17 protein-coding genes are annotated in these 19,073 nt (G+C 38.6%); 15 read left to right on the plus strand and 2 right to left on the minus strand.

The features are described from left to right. Positions 1 to 3: 3 nt before the first annotated feature. The 7 genes from V7121_RS12915 (at position 4) to spo0A (ending at position 8,705) form a co-directional block, all read left to right on the plus strand. Complete coding sequence (locus V7121_RS12915) at positions 4 to 897, plus strand: polyprenyl synthetase family protein (protein ID WP_335496243.1); 894 nt, start codon at positions 4 to 6, stop codon at positions 895 to 897. Between the two features lie 188 nt (positions 898 to 1,085). After that, positions 1,086 to 2,981: a 1-deoxy-D-xylulose-5-phosphate synthase gene (gene dxs / locus V7121_RS12920; RefSeq protein ID WP_335496240.1), complete on the plus strand. Its 1,896-nt coding sequence runs from the start codon at positions 1,086 to 1,088 to the stop codon at positions 2,979 to 2,981. 3 nt (positions 2,982 to 2,984) lie between these two features. Then, complete coding sequence (locus V7121_RS12925) at positions 2,985 to 3,824, plus strand: TlyA family RNA methyltransferase (protein ID WP_335496238.1); 840 nt, start codon at positions 2,985 to 2,987, stop codon at positions 3,822 to 3,824. Positions 3,825 to 3,980: 156 nt separating this feature from the next. Then, a complete protein-coding gene (gene ahrC / locus V7121_RS12930; RefSeq protein ID WP_026563645.1) occupies positions 3,981 to 4,430 on the plus strand; it encodes a transcriptional regulator AhrC/ArgR in 450 nt (149 codons plus the stop codon). Between the two features lie 15 nt (positions 4,431 to 4,445). After that, the gene (gene recN / locus V7121_RS12935) at positions 4,446 to 6,158 is read left to right on the plus strand and encodes a DNA repair protein RecN (RefSeq protein ID WP_335496235.1); all 1,713 of its coding nucleotides are present in this window, start codon (positions 4,446 to 4,448) and stop codon (positions 6,156 to 6,158) included. 181 nt (positions 6,159 to 6,339) lie between these two features. Continuing rightward, positions 6,340 to 7,629, plus strand: a complete 1,290-nt coding sequence (gene spoIVB, locus V7121_RS12940) for a SpoIVB peptidase (protein ID WP_335496233.1) — start codon at positions 6,340 to 6,342, stop codon at positions 7,627 to 7,629. A 284-nt stretch (positions 7,630 to 7,913) separates the two neighbouring features. Beyond that, positions 7,914 to 8,705: a sporulation transcription factor Spo0A gene (spo0A, locus tag V7121_RS12945; RefSeq protein WP_335496230.1), complete on the plus strand. Its 792-nt coding sequence runs from the start codon at positions 7,914 to 7,916 to the stop codon at positions 8,703 to 8,705. Positions 8,706 to 8,775: 70 nt separating this feature from the next. Here spo0A and V7121_RS12950 read toward each other — a convergent pair whose 3' ends face one another. Continuing rightward, positions 8,776 to 8,916: a YycC family protein gene (locus V7121_RS12950; protein ID WP_335496227.1), complete on the minus strand. Its 141-nt coding sequence runs from the start codon at positions 8,914 to 8,916 to the stop codon at positions 8,776 to 8,778. Positions 8,917 to 8,952: 36 nt separating this feature from the next. Here V7121_RS12950 and V7121_RS12955 point away from each other — a divergent pair, with 36 nt between their 5' ends. Further along, positions 8,953 to 9,681, plus strand: coding sequence for a glycerophosphodiester phosphodiesterase (locus V7121_RS12955; protein ID WP_335496225.1), 729 nt, complete (start codon positions 8,953 to 8,955; stop codon positions 9,679 to 9,681). Positions 9,682 to 9,691: 10 nt separating this feature from the next. Here the strand turns inward: V7121_RS12955 and V7121_RS12960 are convergent, their stop codons facing one another. Next, the gene (locus tag V7121_RS12960; RefSeq protein ID WP_335496223.1) at positions 9,692 to 9,925 is read right to left on the minus strand and encodes a DUF2627 domain-containing protein; all 234 of its coding nucleotides are present in this window, start codon (positions 9,923 to 9,925) and stop codon (positions 9,692 to 9,694) included. A 185-nt stretch (positions 9,926 to 10,110) separates the two neighbouring features. Between V7121_RS12960 and V7121_RS12965 the strand changes: the two genes are divergently transcribed. The 7 genes from V7121_RS12965 to V7121_RS12995 all read left to right on the plus strand — a co-directional run bounded on the left by V7121_RS12965 (position 10,111) and on the right by V7121_RS12995 (position 19,055). Continuing rightward, complete coding sequence (locus V7121_RS12965) at positions 10,111 to 12,186, plus strand: sigma 54-interacting transcriptional regulator (protein ID WP_335546766.1); 2,076 nt, start codon at positions 10,111 to 10,113, stop codon at positions 12,184 to 12,186. A 130-nt stretch (positions 12,187 to 12,316) separates the two neighbouring features. Next, positions 12,317 to 13,225 carry a phosphate butyryltransferase gene (gene yqiS / locus V7121_RS12970; protein ID WP_335546900.1) on the plus strand — a complete coding sequence of 303 codons (909 nt, stop codon included), beginning with the start codon at positions 12,317 to 12,319 and terminating at the stop codon, positions 13,223 to 13,225. A 28-nt stretch (positions 13,226 to 13,253) separates the two neighbouring features. Next, on the plus strand, positions 13,254 to 14,357 hold the full coding sequence (gene bcd / locus V7121_RS12975; protein WP_335496218.1) for a branched-chain amino acid dehydrogenase: 1,104 nt from the start codon (positions 13,254 to 13,256) through the stop codon (positions 14,355 to 14,357). A gap of 122 nt (positions 14,358 to 14,479) precedes the next feature. Continuing rightward, a complete protein-coding gene (buk, locus tag V7121_RS12980; RefSeq protein ID WP_335496215.1) occupies positions 14,480 to 15,583 on the plus strand; it encodes a butyrate kinase in 1,104 nt (367 codons plus the stop codon). 20 nt (positions 15,584 to 15,603) lie between these two features. Next, on the plus strand, positions 15,604 to 17,025 hold the full coding sequence (gene lpdA / locus V7121_RS12985; RefSeq protein ID WP_335496213.1) for a dihydrolipoyl dehydrogenase: 1,422 nt from the start codon (positions 15,604 to 15,606) through the stop codon (positions 17,023 to 17,025). A gap of 38 nt (positions 17,026 to 17,063) precedes the next feature. Then, positions 17,064 to 18,059 (plus strand): thiamine pyrophosphate-dependent dehydrogenase E1 component subunit alpha, encoded by a 996-nt coding sequence (locus V7121_RS12990; protein WP_335496210.1) that lies wholly within the window; start codon positions 17,064 to 17,066, stop codon positions 18,057 to 18,059. A 12-nt stretch (positions 18,060 to 18,071) separates the two neighbouring features. Further along, a complete protein-coding gene (locus tag V7121_RS12995; RefSeq protein ID WP_335546768.1) occupies positions 18,072 to 19,055 on the plus strand; it encodes an alpha-ketoacid dehydrogenase subunit beta in 984 nt (327 codons plus the stop codon). The last annotated feature ends 18 nt before the right edge of the window (positions 19,056 to 19,073 follow it).

Below are 19,073 nucleotides of genomic sequence, written 5' to 3' on the forward strand. Positions count from 1 at the left end.
GACTTGGGAACCGAGTTATTAGATGCATTTGCACAAAAATATAAACTACTACTTGATTCGGAGCTTCGGACTCTTGTTAGTAAACTTGACTCTCCTCCTATAATCAAAGAATCCATGATTTATTCATTGGAAGCCGGCGGTAAACGCATTCGCCCCCTTTTATTATTCGCTACTTTAGCTGCATTTGGAGCGGACCCGCAAAAAGGCCTTCATGCAGCTGCGGCTATTGAGATGATCCATACTTATTCCCTTATTCATGACGATTTACCGAGCATGGATAACGATGATCTTAGAAGAGGGAAACCTACAAATCATAAAGTTTTTGGCGATGCAACCGCCATTTTAGCAGGCGATGCTTTATTAACATATAGTTTTGAGGTAATGGCGAACATACCTCATGAATTTGCAACAGATACAACAAAACTAAAATTAGTCATAGAATTAGCAAAAGCAGCCGGAACAGAAGGAATGGTTGGCGGCCAGATTGCAGATATGGAAGCAGAAGGGAAATCCTTAACCTTAGATGAACTGGAATATATTCATGTCCATAAAACGGGAAAATTACTTAAGTTTAGTGTTCTAGCAGGAGCAATTATTGCAGGTGCAAGTCAGAACCAATTAGAAAACCTTTCTGCTTTCGCTCATCACTTAGGACTCGCTTTTCAGATTCAGGATGATATTCTTGACCTGGTTGGAAATCAACAATTAATTGGCAAGCCCGTTGGCAGTGATACAACCAATCATAAAAGTACGTATCCACAATTATTATCAATAGAGGGTGCTACTGCAGCATTGCATAAACAAATAAACCTGTCAAAGGAACATCTAGGCATGACAGGATTGAATACGAACCTACTTATGGAAATAACGGATTTAGTTGCTTCTAGAGACCATTAAAAAACGGAATTTGAGGCATTGATATAATTGTGTTATAATTGTTTTCATTGTAGAAAATCGTTGTCAATGCCGTTATCACAAAAGTGTTAGCGGCTATTTTTTAATCATAGGTAATTATACTGGTTGTGTAATATAACACAATAACTTAACAGCGAATGCATAAAAGTATGAAAGTGAGTGGTCCAAAAATGGATCTGTTATCAATAAAAGACCCAGCCTTTTTAAAAGGCATGTCTAACACCGAATTGGAGGCTTTAAGTCAAGAAATTCGTGATTTTTTGATTGAAAAGCTGTCTGTAACTGGAGGCCATATTGGACCAAATTTAGGTGTAGTCGAATTAACCATTGCTTTACATAAATGTTTTAACAGTCCAACAGATAAAATCATTTGGGATGTTGGACATCAGTCCTATGTCCATAAAATTTTAACAGGCAGGGCATGTGAGTTTGACACATTAAGGCAATTTAAAGGCTTATGCGGATTCCCAAAACGGACAGAAAGCGAGCATGATGTTTGGGAAACAGGTCATAGTTCCACATCGCTTTCTGCCGCGATGGGTATGGCAATTGCTAGAGATTTAAAAAAGGAAAAGTCTTTTGTTGTTCCTGTAATCGGCGATGGCGCCTTAACAGGGGGTATGGCATTAGAAGCCCTAAATCACATTGGTCATGAGAAAAAAGATATGATCGTCATCTTAAATGATAATGAAATGTCGATTGCTCCGAATGTTGGTGCCCTTCATAATATTCTTGGTCAACTGCGGACCGCGGGGAAATATCAATGGGTGAAGGATGAACTTGAAGTTCTGCTGAAAAAAGTCCCTGCTGTGGGTGGAAAGTTAGCAGCTACAGCTGAAAGGGTGAAAGACAGCCTTAAATACTTATTTGTTTCCGGAATGTTTTTTGAGGAGTTGGGTTTTACCTATCTTGGACCAATTGATGGTCATAATTTTGAAGCGCTATTCGAAAATTTCAGCTATGCGAAAAAGACTGAGGGTCCTATCCTTTTACATGTAATTACTAAAAAAGGAAAAGGGTATCAGCCTGCAGAAAGTGATAAAACAGGCACATGGCATGGAACAGGTCCATATAAAATGGACACTGGTGCATTCGTTAAGCCGGCAAAAACTCCACCGCCTGCATGGAGCAGCCTAGTTAGTGAAACCGTTCGAAAGCTTGCCCGTACCGATGACAGGATTGTTGCGATTACACCAGCGATGCCTGTTGGCTCGAAGCTTGAAGGATTTGCTAGTGAATTTCCTGAGAGAATGTACGATGTAGGGATTGCCGAGCAACATGCTGCAACAGTAGCTGCTGGTTTAGCTACACAAAACATGAAACCTTTTCTTGCGATATACTCAACCTTCCTGCAACGTGCCTATGACCAAGTTGTTCATGACATATGCAGACAAAATTTAAATGTCTTTATTGGGATTGACCGTGCTGGATTAGTAGGTGCTGATGGTGAAACACACCAAGGCGTGTTTGATATTGCTTTTCTTAGACATATTCCAAATATGATATTAATGATGCCTAAAGATGAAAATGAAGGTCAGAACATGGTGTACACAGCACTCACTTATGATGACGGTCCAATTGCGATGAGGTTCCCGCGTGGAAATGGTCTAGGTGTTCCAATGGATAAAGACTTCCATTCCATTCCAATTGGCACATGGGAGGTACTTAAAGAGGGTGATGATGCAGCAATCTTAACGTTTGGAACAACCATTCCAATGGCGCTAGAAGCTGCTGAGGTGCTTGAGAAGAAGGGGGTATCAGTTAAAGTTGTCAATGCCCGATTTATCAAGCCGTTGGACGGGCAGATGCTCACTGATCTTCTTCTGAAAAATATGCCGATTCTAACTATCGAAGAAGCGATTCTACAAGGTGGTTTTGGGAGTGCTGTGCTTGAATATGCACAGACACAGGGATTTTATCATTCACACATTGACAGAATTGGAATACCGGATCAGTTCATTGAACACGGAGATGTAAATTCCCTTCTTGAAGAGATTGGGTTAACAACCGAAGAAGTAATTAAAAGGGTTTCCAGTCTAGCAAGAAAAAAACAACAAAGGGCTTAAGCAATGAAAAATAAAGAGCGATTAGATGTTTTACTTGTAGAAAGAGGTTTAATCGAAACAAGGGAAAAGGCAAAACGTGCAATTATGGCAGGTCTAGTTTATTCCAATGAAGAGCGGTTAGACAAACCAGGAGAGAAAGTCAAAACGGATATACCCCTTAAAATAAAAGGGAAGGTACTTCCGTATGTCAGCCGTGGGGGATTAAAGCTAGAAAAGGCTTTAAAGAGCTTTGATGTGAGTGTTACCGATAAGGTGCTGCTTGACATAGGTTCTTCGACTGGTGGATTTACAGATTGTGCTCTGCAAAATGGTGCGAGAATGTCTTATGCTTTAGATGTGGGGTATAATCAGCTAGCGTGGAAACTTAGACAGGATGAACGAGTTGTCGTGATGGAAAGGACAAACTTCCGCTATGTCACACCTGCTGATTTAATTGGAGATATGCCAAATTTCGCGACAATCGATGTATCCTTTATATCCTTAACCTTGATATTGCCTGTTTTAAAAACACTTCTGGTCCCTGACAGTGATGTAATTGCCTTGGTAAAACCGCAATTTGAGGCGGGACGTGAGCAGGTTGGCAAAAAAGGGATTGTCCGGGATGAGAAGGTACATTTACAAGTTATTGATAAAATCATTACTTTTGCCTTTAAACAGGGATATGCAATCAAAAACCTTTCCTTTTCACCTATTACTGGCGGGGACGGAAATATCGAATATCTTCTTCACCTAAAATGGGAAGGTGAACGAGAAACAGGTGTTAATCAGTTACCTGTTACACCAATTGAAATCGTAAAGGAATCCCATCTGGAATTTAAAACTAAACAGAGTTCAGAAGGATAGGCGATTGCTTATCCTTTTCTCCTTTTTCAAACAAATTTCCCTTCTTTTAGACAAGAATAAATGTACAAGTTTGTTAAAATCGGCTAACATATGTGTAGAAGTACATGTTATACATAATACTTAGATATTTGTTTTCAAAGATTATGGGGTGAGACAATGAATAAAGGCCAACGTCATATTAAAATAAGAGAAATCATTGCAAGTAATGACATAGAGACACAAGATGATTTGGTGGATGAATTGAAGAACGCTGGCTATAATATAACGCAGGCAACGGTTTCGAGGGATATTAAAGAATTACATTTGGTTAAGGTTCCCTTAAGCGACGGACGTTATAAATACAGTCTGCCTGCAGACCAACGGTTTAATCCATTACAAAAACTAAAAAGATCATTAATTGATGCATTTGTTCGAATCGATTCTGCGGGTCATTTGCTAGTCATGAAATGCTTACCTGGTAATGCGATGGCGATTGGCGCTTTAATTGATAATCTAGATTGGGAAGAAATTTTAGGAACTATCTGCGGTGATGATACAATGTTAATCATTTGCCGAACTCCAGAAGATACTGAAGTCATTACAAACCGGTTCCTAGATATGCTTTAATTGGGGGAATGTTCCTTGTTAGCAGAACTATCTATAAAGAACTTCGCGATTATCGAAACCTTATCTGTTTCTTTTACCAAAGGTTTAACGGTACTTACAGGAGAAACTGGTGCAGGTAAATCAATTATTATTGATGCAGTTCACTTATTAGTTGGCAGCAGAGGGTCTGCCGAATTTGTCCGGCATGGAGAAGAAAGGGCAGAAATAGAAGGGTTATTTCAAATTGACGATAACAAGCATCCTGTAATTGCCAAGGCCAATGAATTTGGCATTGAAGTAGATGAAGGGATGGTCGTATTACGTCGGGATATTTCCCAGTCTGGTAAAAGTATTTGCAGAGTAAACGGAAAACTTGTGACGATTTCCACGCTTCGGGAAATTGGGTCTACACTTGTTGATATCCATGGCCAACATGAGCATCAAGAGTTAATGGATGAGTCGAGACACTTAGGTTTGCTAGACCAATTCGGTGCAGAAGATATATCCCCTTCACAGAGCGAATATCAGCAAGTATTCCGCCGGTATGAGCAGACATTACAAAAGTTGAAAGCATTAAGTGAAAACGACCAACAAACCGCTCACAGGCTGGATTTAATCCAGTTCCAATTGGATGAAATTCAAACTGCCGGCTTAAAACTTAATGAAGATGAAGAACTTTTTGAGGAAAAAAGAAAACTAAGTAATTTTGAACGAGTGTTTGAAGCCCTTCAGTCGAGTCATACAGCCCTTCAAGGAGAACAGAAAGGGCTTGATTGGATTAGTATGGTCATGGGGCATCTTGAGGTCGCAGCGGCCATTGACACTGCCTATAAAGGGATTTACGAAAGTGTCTCTAATAGCTTTTACCAATTGGAAGATGCAGCACATTCCTTAAGAAATGAATTAGATTCATTAGAGTTCGACCCATTGCGTTTACATGAAATTGAAGATCGTTTAAATGAAATTAATCGCTTAAAACGAAAGTACGGTAAAACAATCGGTGAGATTTTAGAATATGCTGTTAAAATTGAAGAAGAAATTGAAACATTACAAAATAAAGAAACACATATCAGCGAATTGGAAAAAGAAGTATCCTCGATAAAAAAAGACTTAATGCTTGAAGCGAGGCAATTAACTGAGATTCGACTTAAATGGGCAGATAAACTAACCAAGCTAATACATAAAGAACTAAAAGAATTGTATATGGCAAAGACTGTTTTTGAAATTCGTTTTGAAACCAACACCGTACATTTTACGAAAAACGGTGTTGACCAAGTCGAATTCTATATCTCAACCAATCCAGGTGAGCCCCTAAAGCCTTTATCAAAAGTAGCCTCCGGTGGGGAATTATCAAGAATTATGCTGGCTCTTAAAAGTATTTTTTCCAAGCATCAAGGGGTAACTTCGATTATTTTTGACGAAGTAGATACTGGTGTAAGCGGCAGGGTTGCCCAGTCCATTGCAGAAAAAATTTATAAGGTCGCAAGCAGCTCACAGGTGTTATGCATTTCACATCTACCGCAGGTTGCAGCAATGGCTGATACCCACCTGTTTATCACTAAAATCATTAAGGGAGGACGAACAAAAACCTCTGTCACTCCTTTAAAGGTTGAGGAGAAAATTAATGAAATAGGACGGATGATTTCTGGGACTGAAATCACCGACCTAACAAAAAAACATGCGGAAGAATTGTTATTTTTAGCTGCCAAGAGTAAGAAAAGTGGAAGTGGAGCATTATTGGGTCATTGAAATTTAGATGAAATTGTCATTCAATAAAGTGAAAATTACTATATTTTTAATAAAAATTGTAATGCTATCCATTTAGGGTAGCTTTTTTATGTAGAACGAAGTTATAAATGATTGTCAAGGAGGCAAAATTATAGATGTAGCCATTTCAATGTAATGAATAGAAGCGAGGAGAGTGAAAAATTTGAAGTTAGAAATAATTAGAAAGATTATTGGTGGAATTCTCCTTGTTTCATTAATTAGCCTTATTTTTTTTCAGCCGATACAGCAATATCTCGCGATACCTAAGACAATCACGGTTTTTGAAGGACAAGATTATACTTTTCAAAAGGCTGTACCGGTATCAGCCTCTTTGGTTTCTCAAAATTCAAATATCACACTTGATCAAGGAAGACATTCGGTTTCAATGGCAGCAACTAAAAACGGAAAAAGTGAAATGCTGTTAGAGTTTGCGGGTATTCCAATAAAAAAGGTGGATGTACGTGTTTTAAAGGATTTTAGGGTCATTCCAGGCGGGCAATCAATCGGAGTAAAGTTAAATACGGTCGGTGTCTTGGTTGTAGGCCACCATTTAATCAATACTATTTCCGGTAAAAAGTCCCCTGGTGAAATTGCAGGAATAAAAATTGGGGATATCATTACAGAAATAAATGGCAATAAAATAGAAAAAATGACGGATGTAGCACCGTATGTGCAAAGTGCTGGACAAGAAGGGAAAGCGCTTGATATGGTGATTAGCCGAGAAAGTGGCAAATTTACTACAAAACTGACCCCATTGAAAGATAAGGGGGAAAATGTTTATAAGCTTGGCTTATATATAAGAGATTCAGCTGCAGGAATTGGGACAATGACTTTTGTCCACCCACAATCGAAAAAATATGGTGCACTAGGGCATGTCATATCTGACATGGATACAAAGCAGCCTATCGTCGTAGAAGATGGACAAATTGTCCGTTCAACAGTAACTTCCATTGAAAAAGGCAGTAACGGGGACCCAGGAGAAAAGCTGGCGCGTTTTTCTTCGGATCGAGAAATTGTTGGTAATATCCAAAAAAACAGTCCCTTTGGAATTTTTGGTGAAATGGTTAAAGATTTAAAAAATGGTGTGATGGATAAACCACTTCCAATCGCATTATCACATCAGGTCAAAGAAGGACCAGCAAAAATATTAACGGTTGTCAATGATGACCGTGTGGAAGAATTCGATATAGAAATTGTAAGCACAATCCCGCAAAAGTTTCCAGCTACAAAAGGCATGGTAATAAAAGTAACCGACCCTAAACTCCTTAAGAAAACAGGAGGTATCGTACAAGGGATGAGTGGAAGCCCAATTATCCAAGATGGAAAGCTAATTGGCGCTGTTACACATGTCTTTGTTAATGATCCAACCTCTGGGTACGGGGTACACATTGAGTGGATGTTAAATGAAGCTGGAATTAATATATATGAAATGCCTAAAAATAAAGCCAGTTAATTAGGAGAGCAAAATAGGAGAAATACCCTATTTTGCTTTTTTTACATAAACATTTTTCGACAAGAACAACTTAAATATTAGAAAATGCGCGGTTTACGTCGAAAAAGTGAGAAAAACAAAGAAAAGATGAGATTTTCTCACTATTTTAAGAAATATTAAAAAAATGAGAGGAATTTTTGTTGCATTGTCGAATTTCTAATTTAGAATAGAATTAAGAGTATAAAACTGATTAGAGATATTTAATGAGATAGAGGTTATGATTTGAATTGAGGAGGAAACTGGAAGTGAAAAAAATTAAAGTATGTGTTGTTGATGACAATCGTGAGCTTGTAGGATTATTAGAGGACTTTATTTCGTCCCAGGATGATATGGAAGTTGTAGGTATTGCGCACAATGGTCAAGAGTGTTTAGAAATGTTATCAACAACGGACCCTGATGTACTTGTTTTGGATATTATTATGCCTCATCTGGATGGGCTAGCTGTACTCGAGCGCCTCCGTGATATAAAAAAGGGAGTACTCCCAAATGTCATTATGTTAACAGCGTTTGGCCAGGAGGATGTTACCAAAAAGGCAGTTGAACTTGGTGCTTCATACTTTATTCTAAAACCATTTGATATGGAGAACTTAGGAAGTCATATTCGACAAGTGAGTGGAAACTCTAATTCATTTACACGAAAATCACCTACCACTAGTTATCGTTCTCAAACAGAATCAAAACCAAAGAATTTAGATGCAAGTATTACAAGTATAATTCATGAAATTGGCGTCCCAGCGCATATTAAAGGATACTTATATTTACGTGAAGCGATTTCAATGGTTTATAACGACATCGAACTTTTAGGTTCCATCACAAAAGTGTTGTATCCAGATATCGCTAAAAAATATAACACCACTGCCAGCCGTGTAGAACGGGCAATTCGTCATGCGATTGAAGTTGCTTGGAGCCGTGGAAATATTGATTCCATTTCCTCTTTGTTCGGATATACTGTCAGCATGTCAAAGGCAAAGCCAACCAATTCCGAATTCATCGCGATGGTTGCTGATAAACTTCGCCTTGAGCATAAGGCTTCTTAAAAAAGGATATACATGAATTTAAGCCTTCATTTGATAATGAAGGCTTTTTGATTTTCTTGTAAAAATTTCATTAATTTTCTTCTTTTTTTTCCAATTCCATTAGTTTTTGAATTAGAATATGCTGAGGCATATGCATAAGCTGTTCTACTGGTACGTTTAGCTTGCTGGAAAGTTTTAAGGCTGTCTCAGGTGATAACTGTAAAGGTTTCAATGGGAATCCTCCTATATTAAGTTGGGAAGTGAAAACATGACTCAAATTTTTGCGCACCGTGGATATTCTGCTTCTTTTGCTGAAAATACGTTAACAGCCTTTTTCGAAGCAGAAAAAGCAGGAGCAGACGGATTAGAATTGGATGTACAATTAACGAAAGATGGAGAAATTGTCGTTATCCATGATGAAAAAGTCGATCGAACAACAGACGGAAATGGGTTTGTAAAAGATTATTTATATAAAGATCTTAGAAAATTAAATGCCAATAAAAAAAGTAATAAAAAGGAACCAATCCCTGCCTTAACCGAAGTATTTGAATGGCTAACATCAAATAAATTAATATGCAATATTGAACTTAAAAATGGCCTTTTTCCTTATAAAGGACTCGAGGAAAAAATCATCGAGCTTATCCATAAATATCAGCTAGTGGATAGAATAATCATTTCCTCGTTTAATCACTATAGTATCGTCTATAGTTATCGATTAGCACCAGAAATAGAAACGGCTCCTCTGTTTTATGAAGGGATCTATATGCCTTGGATCTATACTCAATCGATACGAGCAAAAGGAATGCATCCCAGATACTCGGCGATTATTGATGAAATTATTATAAAAGCCATGGAAAATGGGATCGCGGTTCGTCCATATACAGTTAATAAAGAGGAAGACCTCCGTCGTTTGTTTAATATTAATTGTACAGCACTTATCACAGACGACCCAGTAAAAGCATTGAATATACGCAACCAATATGAAAAGAGACCGTAATGGTCTCTTTCTATTTCTTAAACCGTTTTTGCACTTTGCTTCTTTTTCGATCGCGATGAAAGATAAATCCCGCGACAAATCCAAGACCTCCGACAAAAAAGAGTAGTCCTGTTATAAATTGAAACAATAAATTAGGAAATGGTGCCTGCAGAATCCCAAATAACATATCGCGCATGAGTTTAATACCAATAGCAGCGAGGATACCGGGAATTAAAACAATGATGAGGGCGATGATCCGCGTCATAAATAAATCCTTCCACTATCGAATTTTGCTAAATTTAGTCTTATTTTAAATTATATCTCATCAAAAATATTATTACATAGATTAAATTTGTCAAGAGAAGTAATTGATTATAAAATAGATATGAAAAAAGTTGCATAAATCACTTAAGTAATCATGAAAAAAATTTCTTAAAAGGGGTAGAAAAAATGCAAAACGTCATGATTGTTGGTGCTGGAAAAGGAGGTACGGCAATCTTAAAGATCTTAAAAGAATCGGAAGTGTTAAAGGTTGGTGTAGTAATTGATCGAAATTTAGATGCACCAGGCATTCTTTTAGCGGAAAAAGAAGGAATTAAAACCGGAACAGACTGGCTTCCATTTTTAGAAGATCAAATTGATATTATAATTGAAGTAACTGGAAATGAAAATGTCTTTCAAGAATTACGAAAGGCAAAAAATCAAAATACTGTGTTGATTCCAGGAAGCGTTGCTTTTTTAGTTGCAAAAATTATGGAAGAAAAAGAAGAATTAATTGAAAAGCATAAAAATGAATCCTACCAGCAGGAACTAATTTTTAATGCAGCAAATGATGGCATGATCGTTATTGACAAATACGGGAAGATTATATTATTCAACAAACGGGCTCAAGAAATAATGGGAGTAAAAAGAGAGCAGGCGATTGGAAAATATGTTGTTGAAGTTATTCCAACCAGTCGGCTTCCATTGATCTTAGAATCAAGAAGAATTGAAGCAAACCAAGAAATGATTTTGGGAAATGACCGTAAAATCATTACGACTCGAATACCAATTATCGAGGAAAATGGAACTATAATTGGTGCGTTTGCTGTTTTTAAAGATATTACTGAAGTTGTTAATCTTGCAGAAGAATTAACGGATTTAAGAGAAATTCAAACAATGCTGCAAGCGATTATTCACTCAAGTGATGATGCCATTTCTGTGGTGGATGAGCATGGCCGGGGAATCTTAATTAATCCAGCTTATTCAAGAATTACAGGACTAACCCACGAGCAAGTAATCGGGCAGCCTGCTACGGCTGATATCTCTGAGGGAGAAAGTATGCACATGAAAGTGCTGCAAACAAGAAGAGCTGTTCGCGGAGTACCGATGAGGGTTGGACCTAACAAAAGAGAAGTAATTGTTAATGTTGCCCCAATTATCGTAAAAGGAAAATTAAAAGGCAGTGTCGGTGTTATTCATGATATGTCTGAAATAAAATCTTTGAATAGAGAATTGAACCGAGCTCGTCAACTGATTCGCAAACTTGAAGCTAAATATACCTTTGAGGATATCATTGGTCAATCAGATGAAATGATGCTCGCGATTGAACAAGCAAAACTGGGTGCAAAAACACCTGCAACGGTTCTCCTTCGTGGTGAATCAGGAACCGGAAAAGAGTTGTTTGCCCATGCAATACATAATGCAAGTGATCGAAAGTACAACAAATTTATCAGGGTCAATTGTGCAGCAATTTCAGAGACCTTATTAGAAAGTGAACTATTTGGTTATGAAGAAGGAGCTTTTTCAGGGGCAGTAAGAGGTGGAAAAAGAGGTTTTTTCGAAGAGGCGAATAATGGAAGTATCTTTCTTGATGAGATTGGTGAACTTCCGGTGAATACACAAGCTAAGTTGCTAAGGGTACTGCAGGAAAAAGAGATTATCCGCGTCGGTGGAACTAAACCGATTACTATTAATGTAAGAATCATTGCCGCAACGAATGTCAATTTAGAAAAGGGTATTGCTAAAGGTTCCTTTCGGGAAGACTTATATTATCGTTTAAATCGTATGCCGATCCATATTCCGCCATTAAGGAAACGAAAAGAAGAAATTCCACTATTGAATGAAAGACTTATTCAAAAAATAAGCCAGGATTATGGAAGAAATGTAGAAGGTATAACGCCGGAGGCTTTAAAGCAGTTAATGGACTATGATTGGCCGGGAAACGTAAGAGAATTAGAAAATATTTTAGGCCGAGCAATAATTTTTATGAATTATTTTGAGCAATTAATTGATGTGCAACACTTACCGGAATTAAAAAATAAAAAAGGCCCAAATGAAGCTACAAATACTATTAATGTTGAAACGGTTGTACCCGATCGTTCCTTATCAGATTTACTGGATAATTATGAAGCGAAGATCATCACGCAAACACTCCGTCGTCTAAATGGAAATAAGACTTTGACAGCAAAAACCCTTGGATTGTCTGTCAGGAATTTATATTATAAAATAGAAAAACATAATATTGAAAGGAATAGCATGCAATAATTTTCACATTAGGAAAATTATTGCGCACTAGGAATCGTGAATAAAGCGTTTTCATAGCGTTTGGTTTGGCACGGAAATTGCATACTATATTATGGGAGTTGCAGTAATAGGAGAAAGGGTTGATGACAACTTGTTGCTGGATTCACTAATTGACAAAGCAGCCCAAAAAAGTTCAAACACTGTTGCAGTTGCAGCCGCAGAGGATTTAGAAGTCATAGAAGCTGTGATTGCGGCATTAGACCAAAGACTCACCAACTTTATTCTATTTGGTGACAAAGATAAAATTAATTCCATGCTTGAATTAAAAAAACACCAAAACTTTAGCGATCATTCTTTAAAAGTTATCCATGCTGATTCTAATGCTGCGGCGGCGGAATTAGCAGTAGAGACAGTTTTTAACAAACAAGCAAACGTCCTGATGAAAGGTAATATTCCCACAAACATATTCCTAAAAGCAGTCTTGAATAAGGAGTATGGACTGAGAACGGGAAATATTTTATCGCATAATGCTGTGTTTGAGGTACCCGGTTTCAAACGTTTGATGATTATAACCGATGCCGCAATGAATATTGCTCCTGATTTAGAACAAAAAGCGCAAATTATTAATAATGCAGTTACTCTTGCAAAGTCGATTGGAATAGATTTGCCGAAGGTTGCTCCGATTGCTGCCGTGGAGGTGGTTAACCCAGCTATGGAAGCTACATTGGATGCGGCCGCATTAACTGTAATGAATAAACGAGGTCAAATTGCTGGTTGTGTTGTTGATGGCCCGTTAGGTCTAGATAATGCCATATCCACACTTGCTGCTGAGCATAAAGGAATTCAAAGTGAAGTAGCCGGTAATGCAGATATTTTATTAGTTCCAACAATCGAAGTAGGAAATGCATTGTATAAATCATTAATATATTTCGCAAACGCAAAAGTTGGTGCGATCATTTCAGGTGCCAAAGCACCAATTGTACTAACATCAAGAGCGGACTCTGCTGAAAGTAAGCTTTATTCTCTTGCCCTAGCGCTATGCTGTGCTTCAACAAAATAGAGTTAATAATCTGAGGAGGAATTTTACAATGGAAATTTTCAAGTACTTAGAACAATACGATTATGAGCAGGTAGTATTCTGTCAGGATAAACAATCAGGATTAAAAGCAATTATCGCAATCCATGATACAACTCTAGGACCCGCATTGGGAGGCACCCGTATGTGGACTTATGCATCAGAAGAAGCAGCCATTGAAGATGCACTACGCCTAGCAAAAGGGATGACATATAAGAATGCTGCTGCAGGGTTAAATCTTGGCGGTGGTAAAACTGTAATTATCGGTGATCCAAGAAAAGATAAAAATGAAGCAATGTTTCGCGCATTTGGCCGCTACATCCAGGGGTTAAACGGCAGATATATTACGGCTGAGGATGTTGGTACAACGGTTGCAGATATGGATTTAATACATGAAGAAACAGATTTTGTAACAGGTATCTCACCAGCATTTGGTTCTTCAGGTAATCCATCTCCAGTAACCGCATTTGGTGTATATCGAGGAATGAAAGCAGCTGCGAAAGAAGCGTTTGGAACGGATTCACTTGAAGGAAAAGTAGTTGCTATACAAGGTGTTGGAAATGTAGCCTACACTTTATGTGAATATTTACATGAAGAAGGGGCACAGCTTATTGTAACAGACATAAATAAAGAAGCTGTTAACCGTGCGGTAGAAGCATTCGGTGCCCTAGCAGTCGACCCTGATGAAATTTATGGAGTTGAATGTGATATATATGCACCATGTGCACTAGGCGCAACAATAAATGATGAAACGATTCCACAGTTAAAAGCAAAAGTAATTGCTGGTTCTGCTAACAATCAACTAAAAGATACCCGCCATGGGGATATCATCCACGAAATGGGGATTGTTTATGCTCCAGATTATGTAATAAATGCTGGTGGTGTAATCAACGTAGCAGATGAGCTATATGGATACAACCAAGAACGGGCCATGAAAAAGGTTGAACAACTTTATACAACAATTGAAAAAATCATCGAAATTTCAAAACGTGATGGTATTCCAACTTACGTAGCTGCTGACCGTATGGCAGAAGAAAGAATTGCGAGAATACGCAATTCAAGAAGCCAATTCCTTCAAAATGGCCATCATATTCTTAGTCATAGAATTTCACGGTAAACAAGAAAAACGGAGCGCTGAATGGGAATTCAGCGTCTTTGCCTTTCATAGGGCAATTAGTAGATAATCCAACACTCTTAAACTTCAATCTTTCAGAAAAACCAAATTGGAGGTCAAAAACGTTGCAAGATAATGAATATCGAATTCTCGTCATCAATCCTGGTTCAACTTCTACGAAGATTGGGGTTTTCGATAATGATATTTCCATTTTTGAAAAAACGCTTCGACATGACACAGAGAAAATTAATTCATTTACAAATATAATTGATCAATATGAATTTAGAAAAGAGACAATTTTGGAAACACTGGATCATGAAGGGATTAATCTTTCTAAACTTTCAGCTGTATGTGGCAGAGGAGGTTTGCTGCGACCAATTGAAGGAGGTACTTATTCGGTTAATGGTGTGATGCTAAAAGATTTACAATCGGGCTATGCTGGACAGCACGCATCAAACCTTGGGGGAATCATTGCCCACGAAATTGCTGCCGGATTGAATATTCCCGCCTATATTGTCGATCCGGTTGTAGTAGATGAGCTTGAGCCAATTGCAAGAATCTCAGGTTTTTCACTAATAGAAAGAAAAAGTATCTTTCATGCCTTAAATCAGAAAGCAGTCGCAAGAAGAATAGCCAAAGAGTTAGGTAAAATATATGAAGATTTAAATTTGATTATCACCCATATGGGTGGTGGAATTACTGTAGGTGTCCATAGACACGGTAAGGTTATTGATGTCAACAACGGTCTTCATGGAGATGGGCCATTTAGTCCGGAACGCGCTGGAACGGTACCTGTAGGGGACTTAGTTGCTCTCTGTTATTCTGGTGAATACTACCGTGAAGAAGTTATGAAAATGCTTGTTGGCCAGGGTGGCCTCGTGGGTTACTTAGGTACTAATGATGCTGTTAAAGTAGAGCAGCGTATTGCAGCAGGCGATGAAGAAGCAAAGCTTATTTATGATGCAATGGCTTATCAAGTTGCCAAGGAGATTGGCGCTGCTAGTGCTGTTCTTTCAGGAAAAGTAGATGCGATTGTTTTGACTGGCGGCCTTGCTTACGGTAAAGGATTTGTAAAATCAATTAGCGATAGAGTTAATTGGATTGCTGATGTAATTGTTCATCCAGGTGAAAATGAACTCCAAGCACTTGCAGAAGGTGCACTACGTGTCTTAAAAGGCGAGGAAGAAGTAAAAATATATCCTGGTAAATTTAAAACAGCAAAAATATAAGGTTATGGGGAGGAAATAAAGTGGCACAAGAATATGATTTGGTTGTACTTGGCGGAGGAACTGGCGGCTACGTAGCCGCCATCAGGGCCTCTCAGCTTGGTTTAAAAACAGCTATTGTAGAAAAAGGAAAACTTGGCGGGACTTGTTTGCATAAAGGGTGTATACCAAGTAAGGCACTTCTTAGAAGTGCCGAAGTTTATGCTACAACCAAACATAGTAAAGATTTTGGTGTGATTACCAATGATGTTTCAGTGGATTTTAGCCTAGTGCAAGACCGGAAAAACAAAATAATAGATCAACTCCATAAAGGTGTTCAGCATTTAATGAAGCAAGGAAAAATTGATGTCTATGAAGGAGTAGGAAGAATTTTGGGTCCATCCATTTTTTCTCCAATGCCTGGAACTATTTCTGTAGAAATGAATAATGGCGAAGACAATGAAATGCTGCTACCTAAAAATGTAATAGTCGCTACTGGTTCTAGACCTCGGACACTTCCTGGCCTTGAAGTGGATGGAGAATATGTTATGTCTTCTGATGAAGCCTTGCAAATGGAATCACTCCCTAGCTCCATCATTATTGTGGGCGGGGGAGTAATTGGAATTGAATGGGCCTCTATGCTAAAAGATTTTGGTGTAGATGTAACTGTTATTGAGTATGCTGACCGTATTATTCCGACGGAAGATAAAGAAATTTCAAAAGAAATGCAGCGTTTGATGAAGAAAAAAGGTATAAAACTGGTTACAGACGCAAAAGTCCTGCCAGAAACAATAGTTAGGGATAATGGAGTCACAATTTCTGCGGAAGTGAAGGGGACACTTAAAGAGTTTAAGGCAGAAAAAGTTCTTGTTTCTGTTGGACGTCAAGCAAATATAGAAGGAATTGGGCTTGAGAATACAGAAATACAAGTAGAGAAGGGTTTTATCGTTACAAATGAATTCTTTCAAACTAAAGAATCCCATATTTATGCGATTGGTGACGTAATAGGCGGTTTACAACTCGCACACGTCGCTTCACATGAGGGTATTATTGCTGTTGAGCATATTGGTTTAAAAGATCCGTCCCCACTAAATTATCACCTTGTGTCCAGATGTATTTATAGTAATCCAGAAGTTTCAAGTGTAGGGATAACAGAAGCGCAAGCTGTGGAAAAAGGTCATAAAGTAAAAACAGGAAAGTTTTCTTTCCGTGCAATTGGGAAAGCACTTGTATTTGGAGAATCAGATGGATTTGTAAAAATTGTTGCGGATGAAGAGACCAATGATATTCTAGGGGTGCATATGATTGGTCCGCATGTAACTGATATGATAACGGAGGCGGGACTTGCAATGGTCCTCGATGCAACACCATGGGAAATTGCTCATACAATTCATCCCCACCCAACATTATCAGAAGCCATTGGAGAAGCAGCACTTGCCGTCGATGGGAATGCGATTCATTCTTAGTTAAGTATTCAAGCGAATAAATGGGAGGTAAATAATAGATGACAGAAAATCGTCATGATGCTTTAGGTTTAAGTGACGGAAAAGTATTGGAAATTTATGAAACTATGCTACTAGCCCGTCGCATTGATGAGCGGATGTGGTTATTAAATCGTGCTGGTAAAATTCCATTCGTCATTTCTTGTCAGGGGCAGGAAGCAGCACAGGTAGGAGCTGCATTTGCACTCGATAATGAGAAAGATTATGTTCTTCCATATTATCGCGATATGGGCGTAGTTTTAACGTTTGGTATGACTCCAAAAGAATTAATGCTTTCCGGCTTTGCAAAAGCGGAGGACCCTAATTCAGGGAGCCGACAAATGCCTGGGCATTTTGGTCAAAAGAAAAACCGAATTGTTACAGGTTCATCGCCAGTTACAACACAAGTTCCCCACGCGGTCGGAATTGCTCTTGCTGGCAAGATGGAAAGAAAAGACCTTGTCACTTTTGTCACTTTTGGAGAAGGCTCCTCAAACCAAGGAGATTTCCATGAGGGTGCAAACTTTGCAGGTGTTCATAAACTTCCTGTTATCTTCATGTGTGAAAATAATAAGTACGCCATCTCTGTTCCAATCGAAAAACAATTAGCCTGTGAAAAAGTTTCAGACCGGGCAATTGGTTATGGAATGCCTGGCTACACGGTTGATGGGAATGATCCATTAGAAGTATATAAAGCGGTAAAAGAAGCAGCGGACCGCGGCAGGCGCGGAGAAGGTCCAACATTAATTGAAACGGTCTCATACCGTTTAACACCACACTCTTCTGATGATGATGATCGTTCATACCGTGCACCGGATGAGGTCGCCAAAGCAAAAACTCAAGATCCCATCATTACCTTTGGTGCGTATCTAAAGGAAACAGGTGTCATGGATGATGAGTTAGAAAAAGAAATAAATGACCGAGTGATGAAGCTTGTGAATGAGGCGACAGACTATGCAGAAAATGCACCTTATTCTGCACCTGAAGATGCCCTGAAATATGTTTATGAGGACTTGTAAGGGGGATATACCATGGCGATAATTTCATATATTGATTCAATCACAATGGCGATGCGAGAAGAAATGGAAAGAGACCCACGAGTTTTTGTCCTTGGCGAAGATGTGGGGTTAAAAGGCGGAGTTTTTAAGGCGACCCAAGGGTTATATGAACAATTTGGTGAAGAACGAGTCATTGATACACCACTTGCTGAATCAGCCATTGCTGGAGTAGGAATTGGTGCAGCAATGTACGGCATGCGTCCCATCGCGGAAATGCAATTTGCTGATTTTATCATGCCTGCAGTAAATCAAATTATTTCTGAAGCGGCAAAAATTCGATATCGTTCCAATAACGACTGGAGTTGTCCGATGGTTATTCGAGCTCCATATGGCGGTGGGGTTCATGGTGCACTTTATCATTCCCAATCAGTTGAAGCGGTATTTGCAAATCAGCCTGGGCTAAAAATTGTCATGCCATCGACACCATACGATGCCAAGGGGCTATTAAAAGCAGCAGTCCGTGATAATGACCCAGTTTTATTCTTCGAGCACAAACGGGCGTATCGACTAATTAAAGGTGAGGTTCCTACGGATGATTACACTCTGCCAATTGGTAAAGCAGATGTAAAGCGCAAAGGAGAAGATATTACTGTAATTACTTATGGTCTTTGTGTTCATTTTGCCCTTCAAGCAGCGGAAAAATTAGCACAAGATGGCATTTCCGCACACATTCTTGATTTAAGAACTGTCTATCCTCTTGATAAAGAAGCGATTATTGAGGCGGCATCCAAAACGGGCAAAGTTCTCCTGATTACCGAGGATACAAAAGAAGGCAGTATCATTAGTGAAGTCGCAGCTATTATAGCAGAAAATTGCTTATTCGAATTAGATGCACCGATTATGCGGTTAGCGGGACCAGATGTACCTGCGATGCCGTATTCTCCGACAATGGAGAAATTCTTTATGGTAAATCCCGAAAAGGTCGAAAAAGCAATGCGAGAGCTAGCAGAGTACTAAAACGAAAAGCCCTGACAC

The sequence above is a fragment of the Neobacillus drentensis genome (assembly GCF_036962125.1).
Taxonomy (GTDB): domain Bacteria; phylum Bacillota; class Bacilli; order Bacillales; family Cytobacillaceae; genus Neobacillus; species Neobacillus drentensis_B.

Coding starts and splice junctions, on each gene's coding strand:
- bcd (WP_335496218.1), top strand. CDS start 13,254: ATGGAAATTTTCAAGTACTTAGAACAATACGATTATGAGCAGGTAGTA.
- V7121_RS12925 (WP_335496238.1), top strand. CDS start 2,985: ATGAAAAATAAAGAGCGATTAGATGTTTTACTTGTAGAAAGAGGTTTA.
- V7121_RS12995 (WP_335546768.1), top strand. CDS start 18,072: ATGGCGATAATTTCATATATTGATTCAATCACAATGGCGATGCGAGAA.
- V7121_RS12955 (WP_335496225.1), top strand. CDS start 8,953: ATGACTCAAATTTTTGCGCACCGTGGATATTCTGCTTCTTTTGCTGAA.
- V7121_RS12990 (WP_335496210.1), top strand. CDS start 17,064: ATGACAGAAAATCGTCATGATGCTTTAGGTTTAAGTGACGGAAAAGTA.
- V7121_RS12965 (WP_335546766.1), top strand. CDS start 10,111: ATGCAAAACGTCATGATTGTTGGTGCTGGAAAAGGAGGTACGGCAATC.
- V7121_RS12960 (WP_335496223.1), bottom strand. CDS start 9,925: ATGACGCGGATCATCGCCCTCATCATTGTTTTAATTCCCGGTATCCTC.
- dxs (WP_335496240.1), top strand. CDS start 1,086: ATGGATCTGTTATCAATAAAAGACCCAGCCTTTTTAAAAGGCATGTCT.
- ahrC (WP_026563645.1), top strand. CDS start 3,981: ATGAATAAAGGCCAACGTCATATTAAAATAAGAGAAATCATTGCAAGT.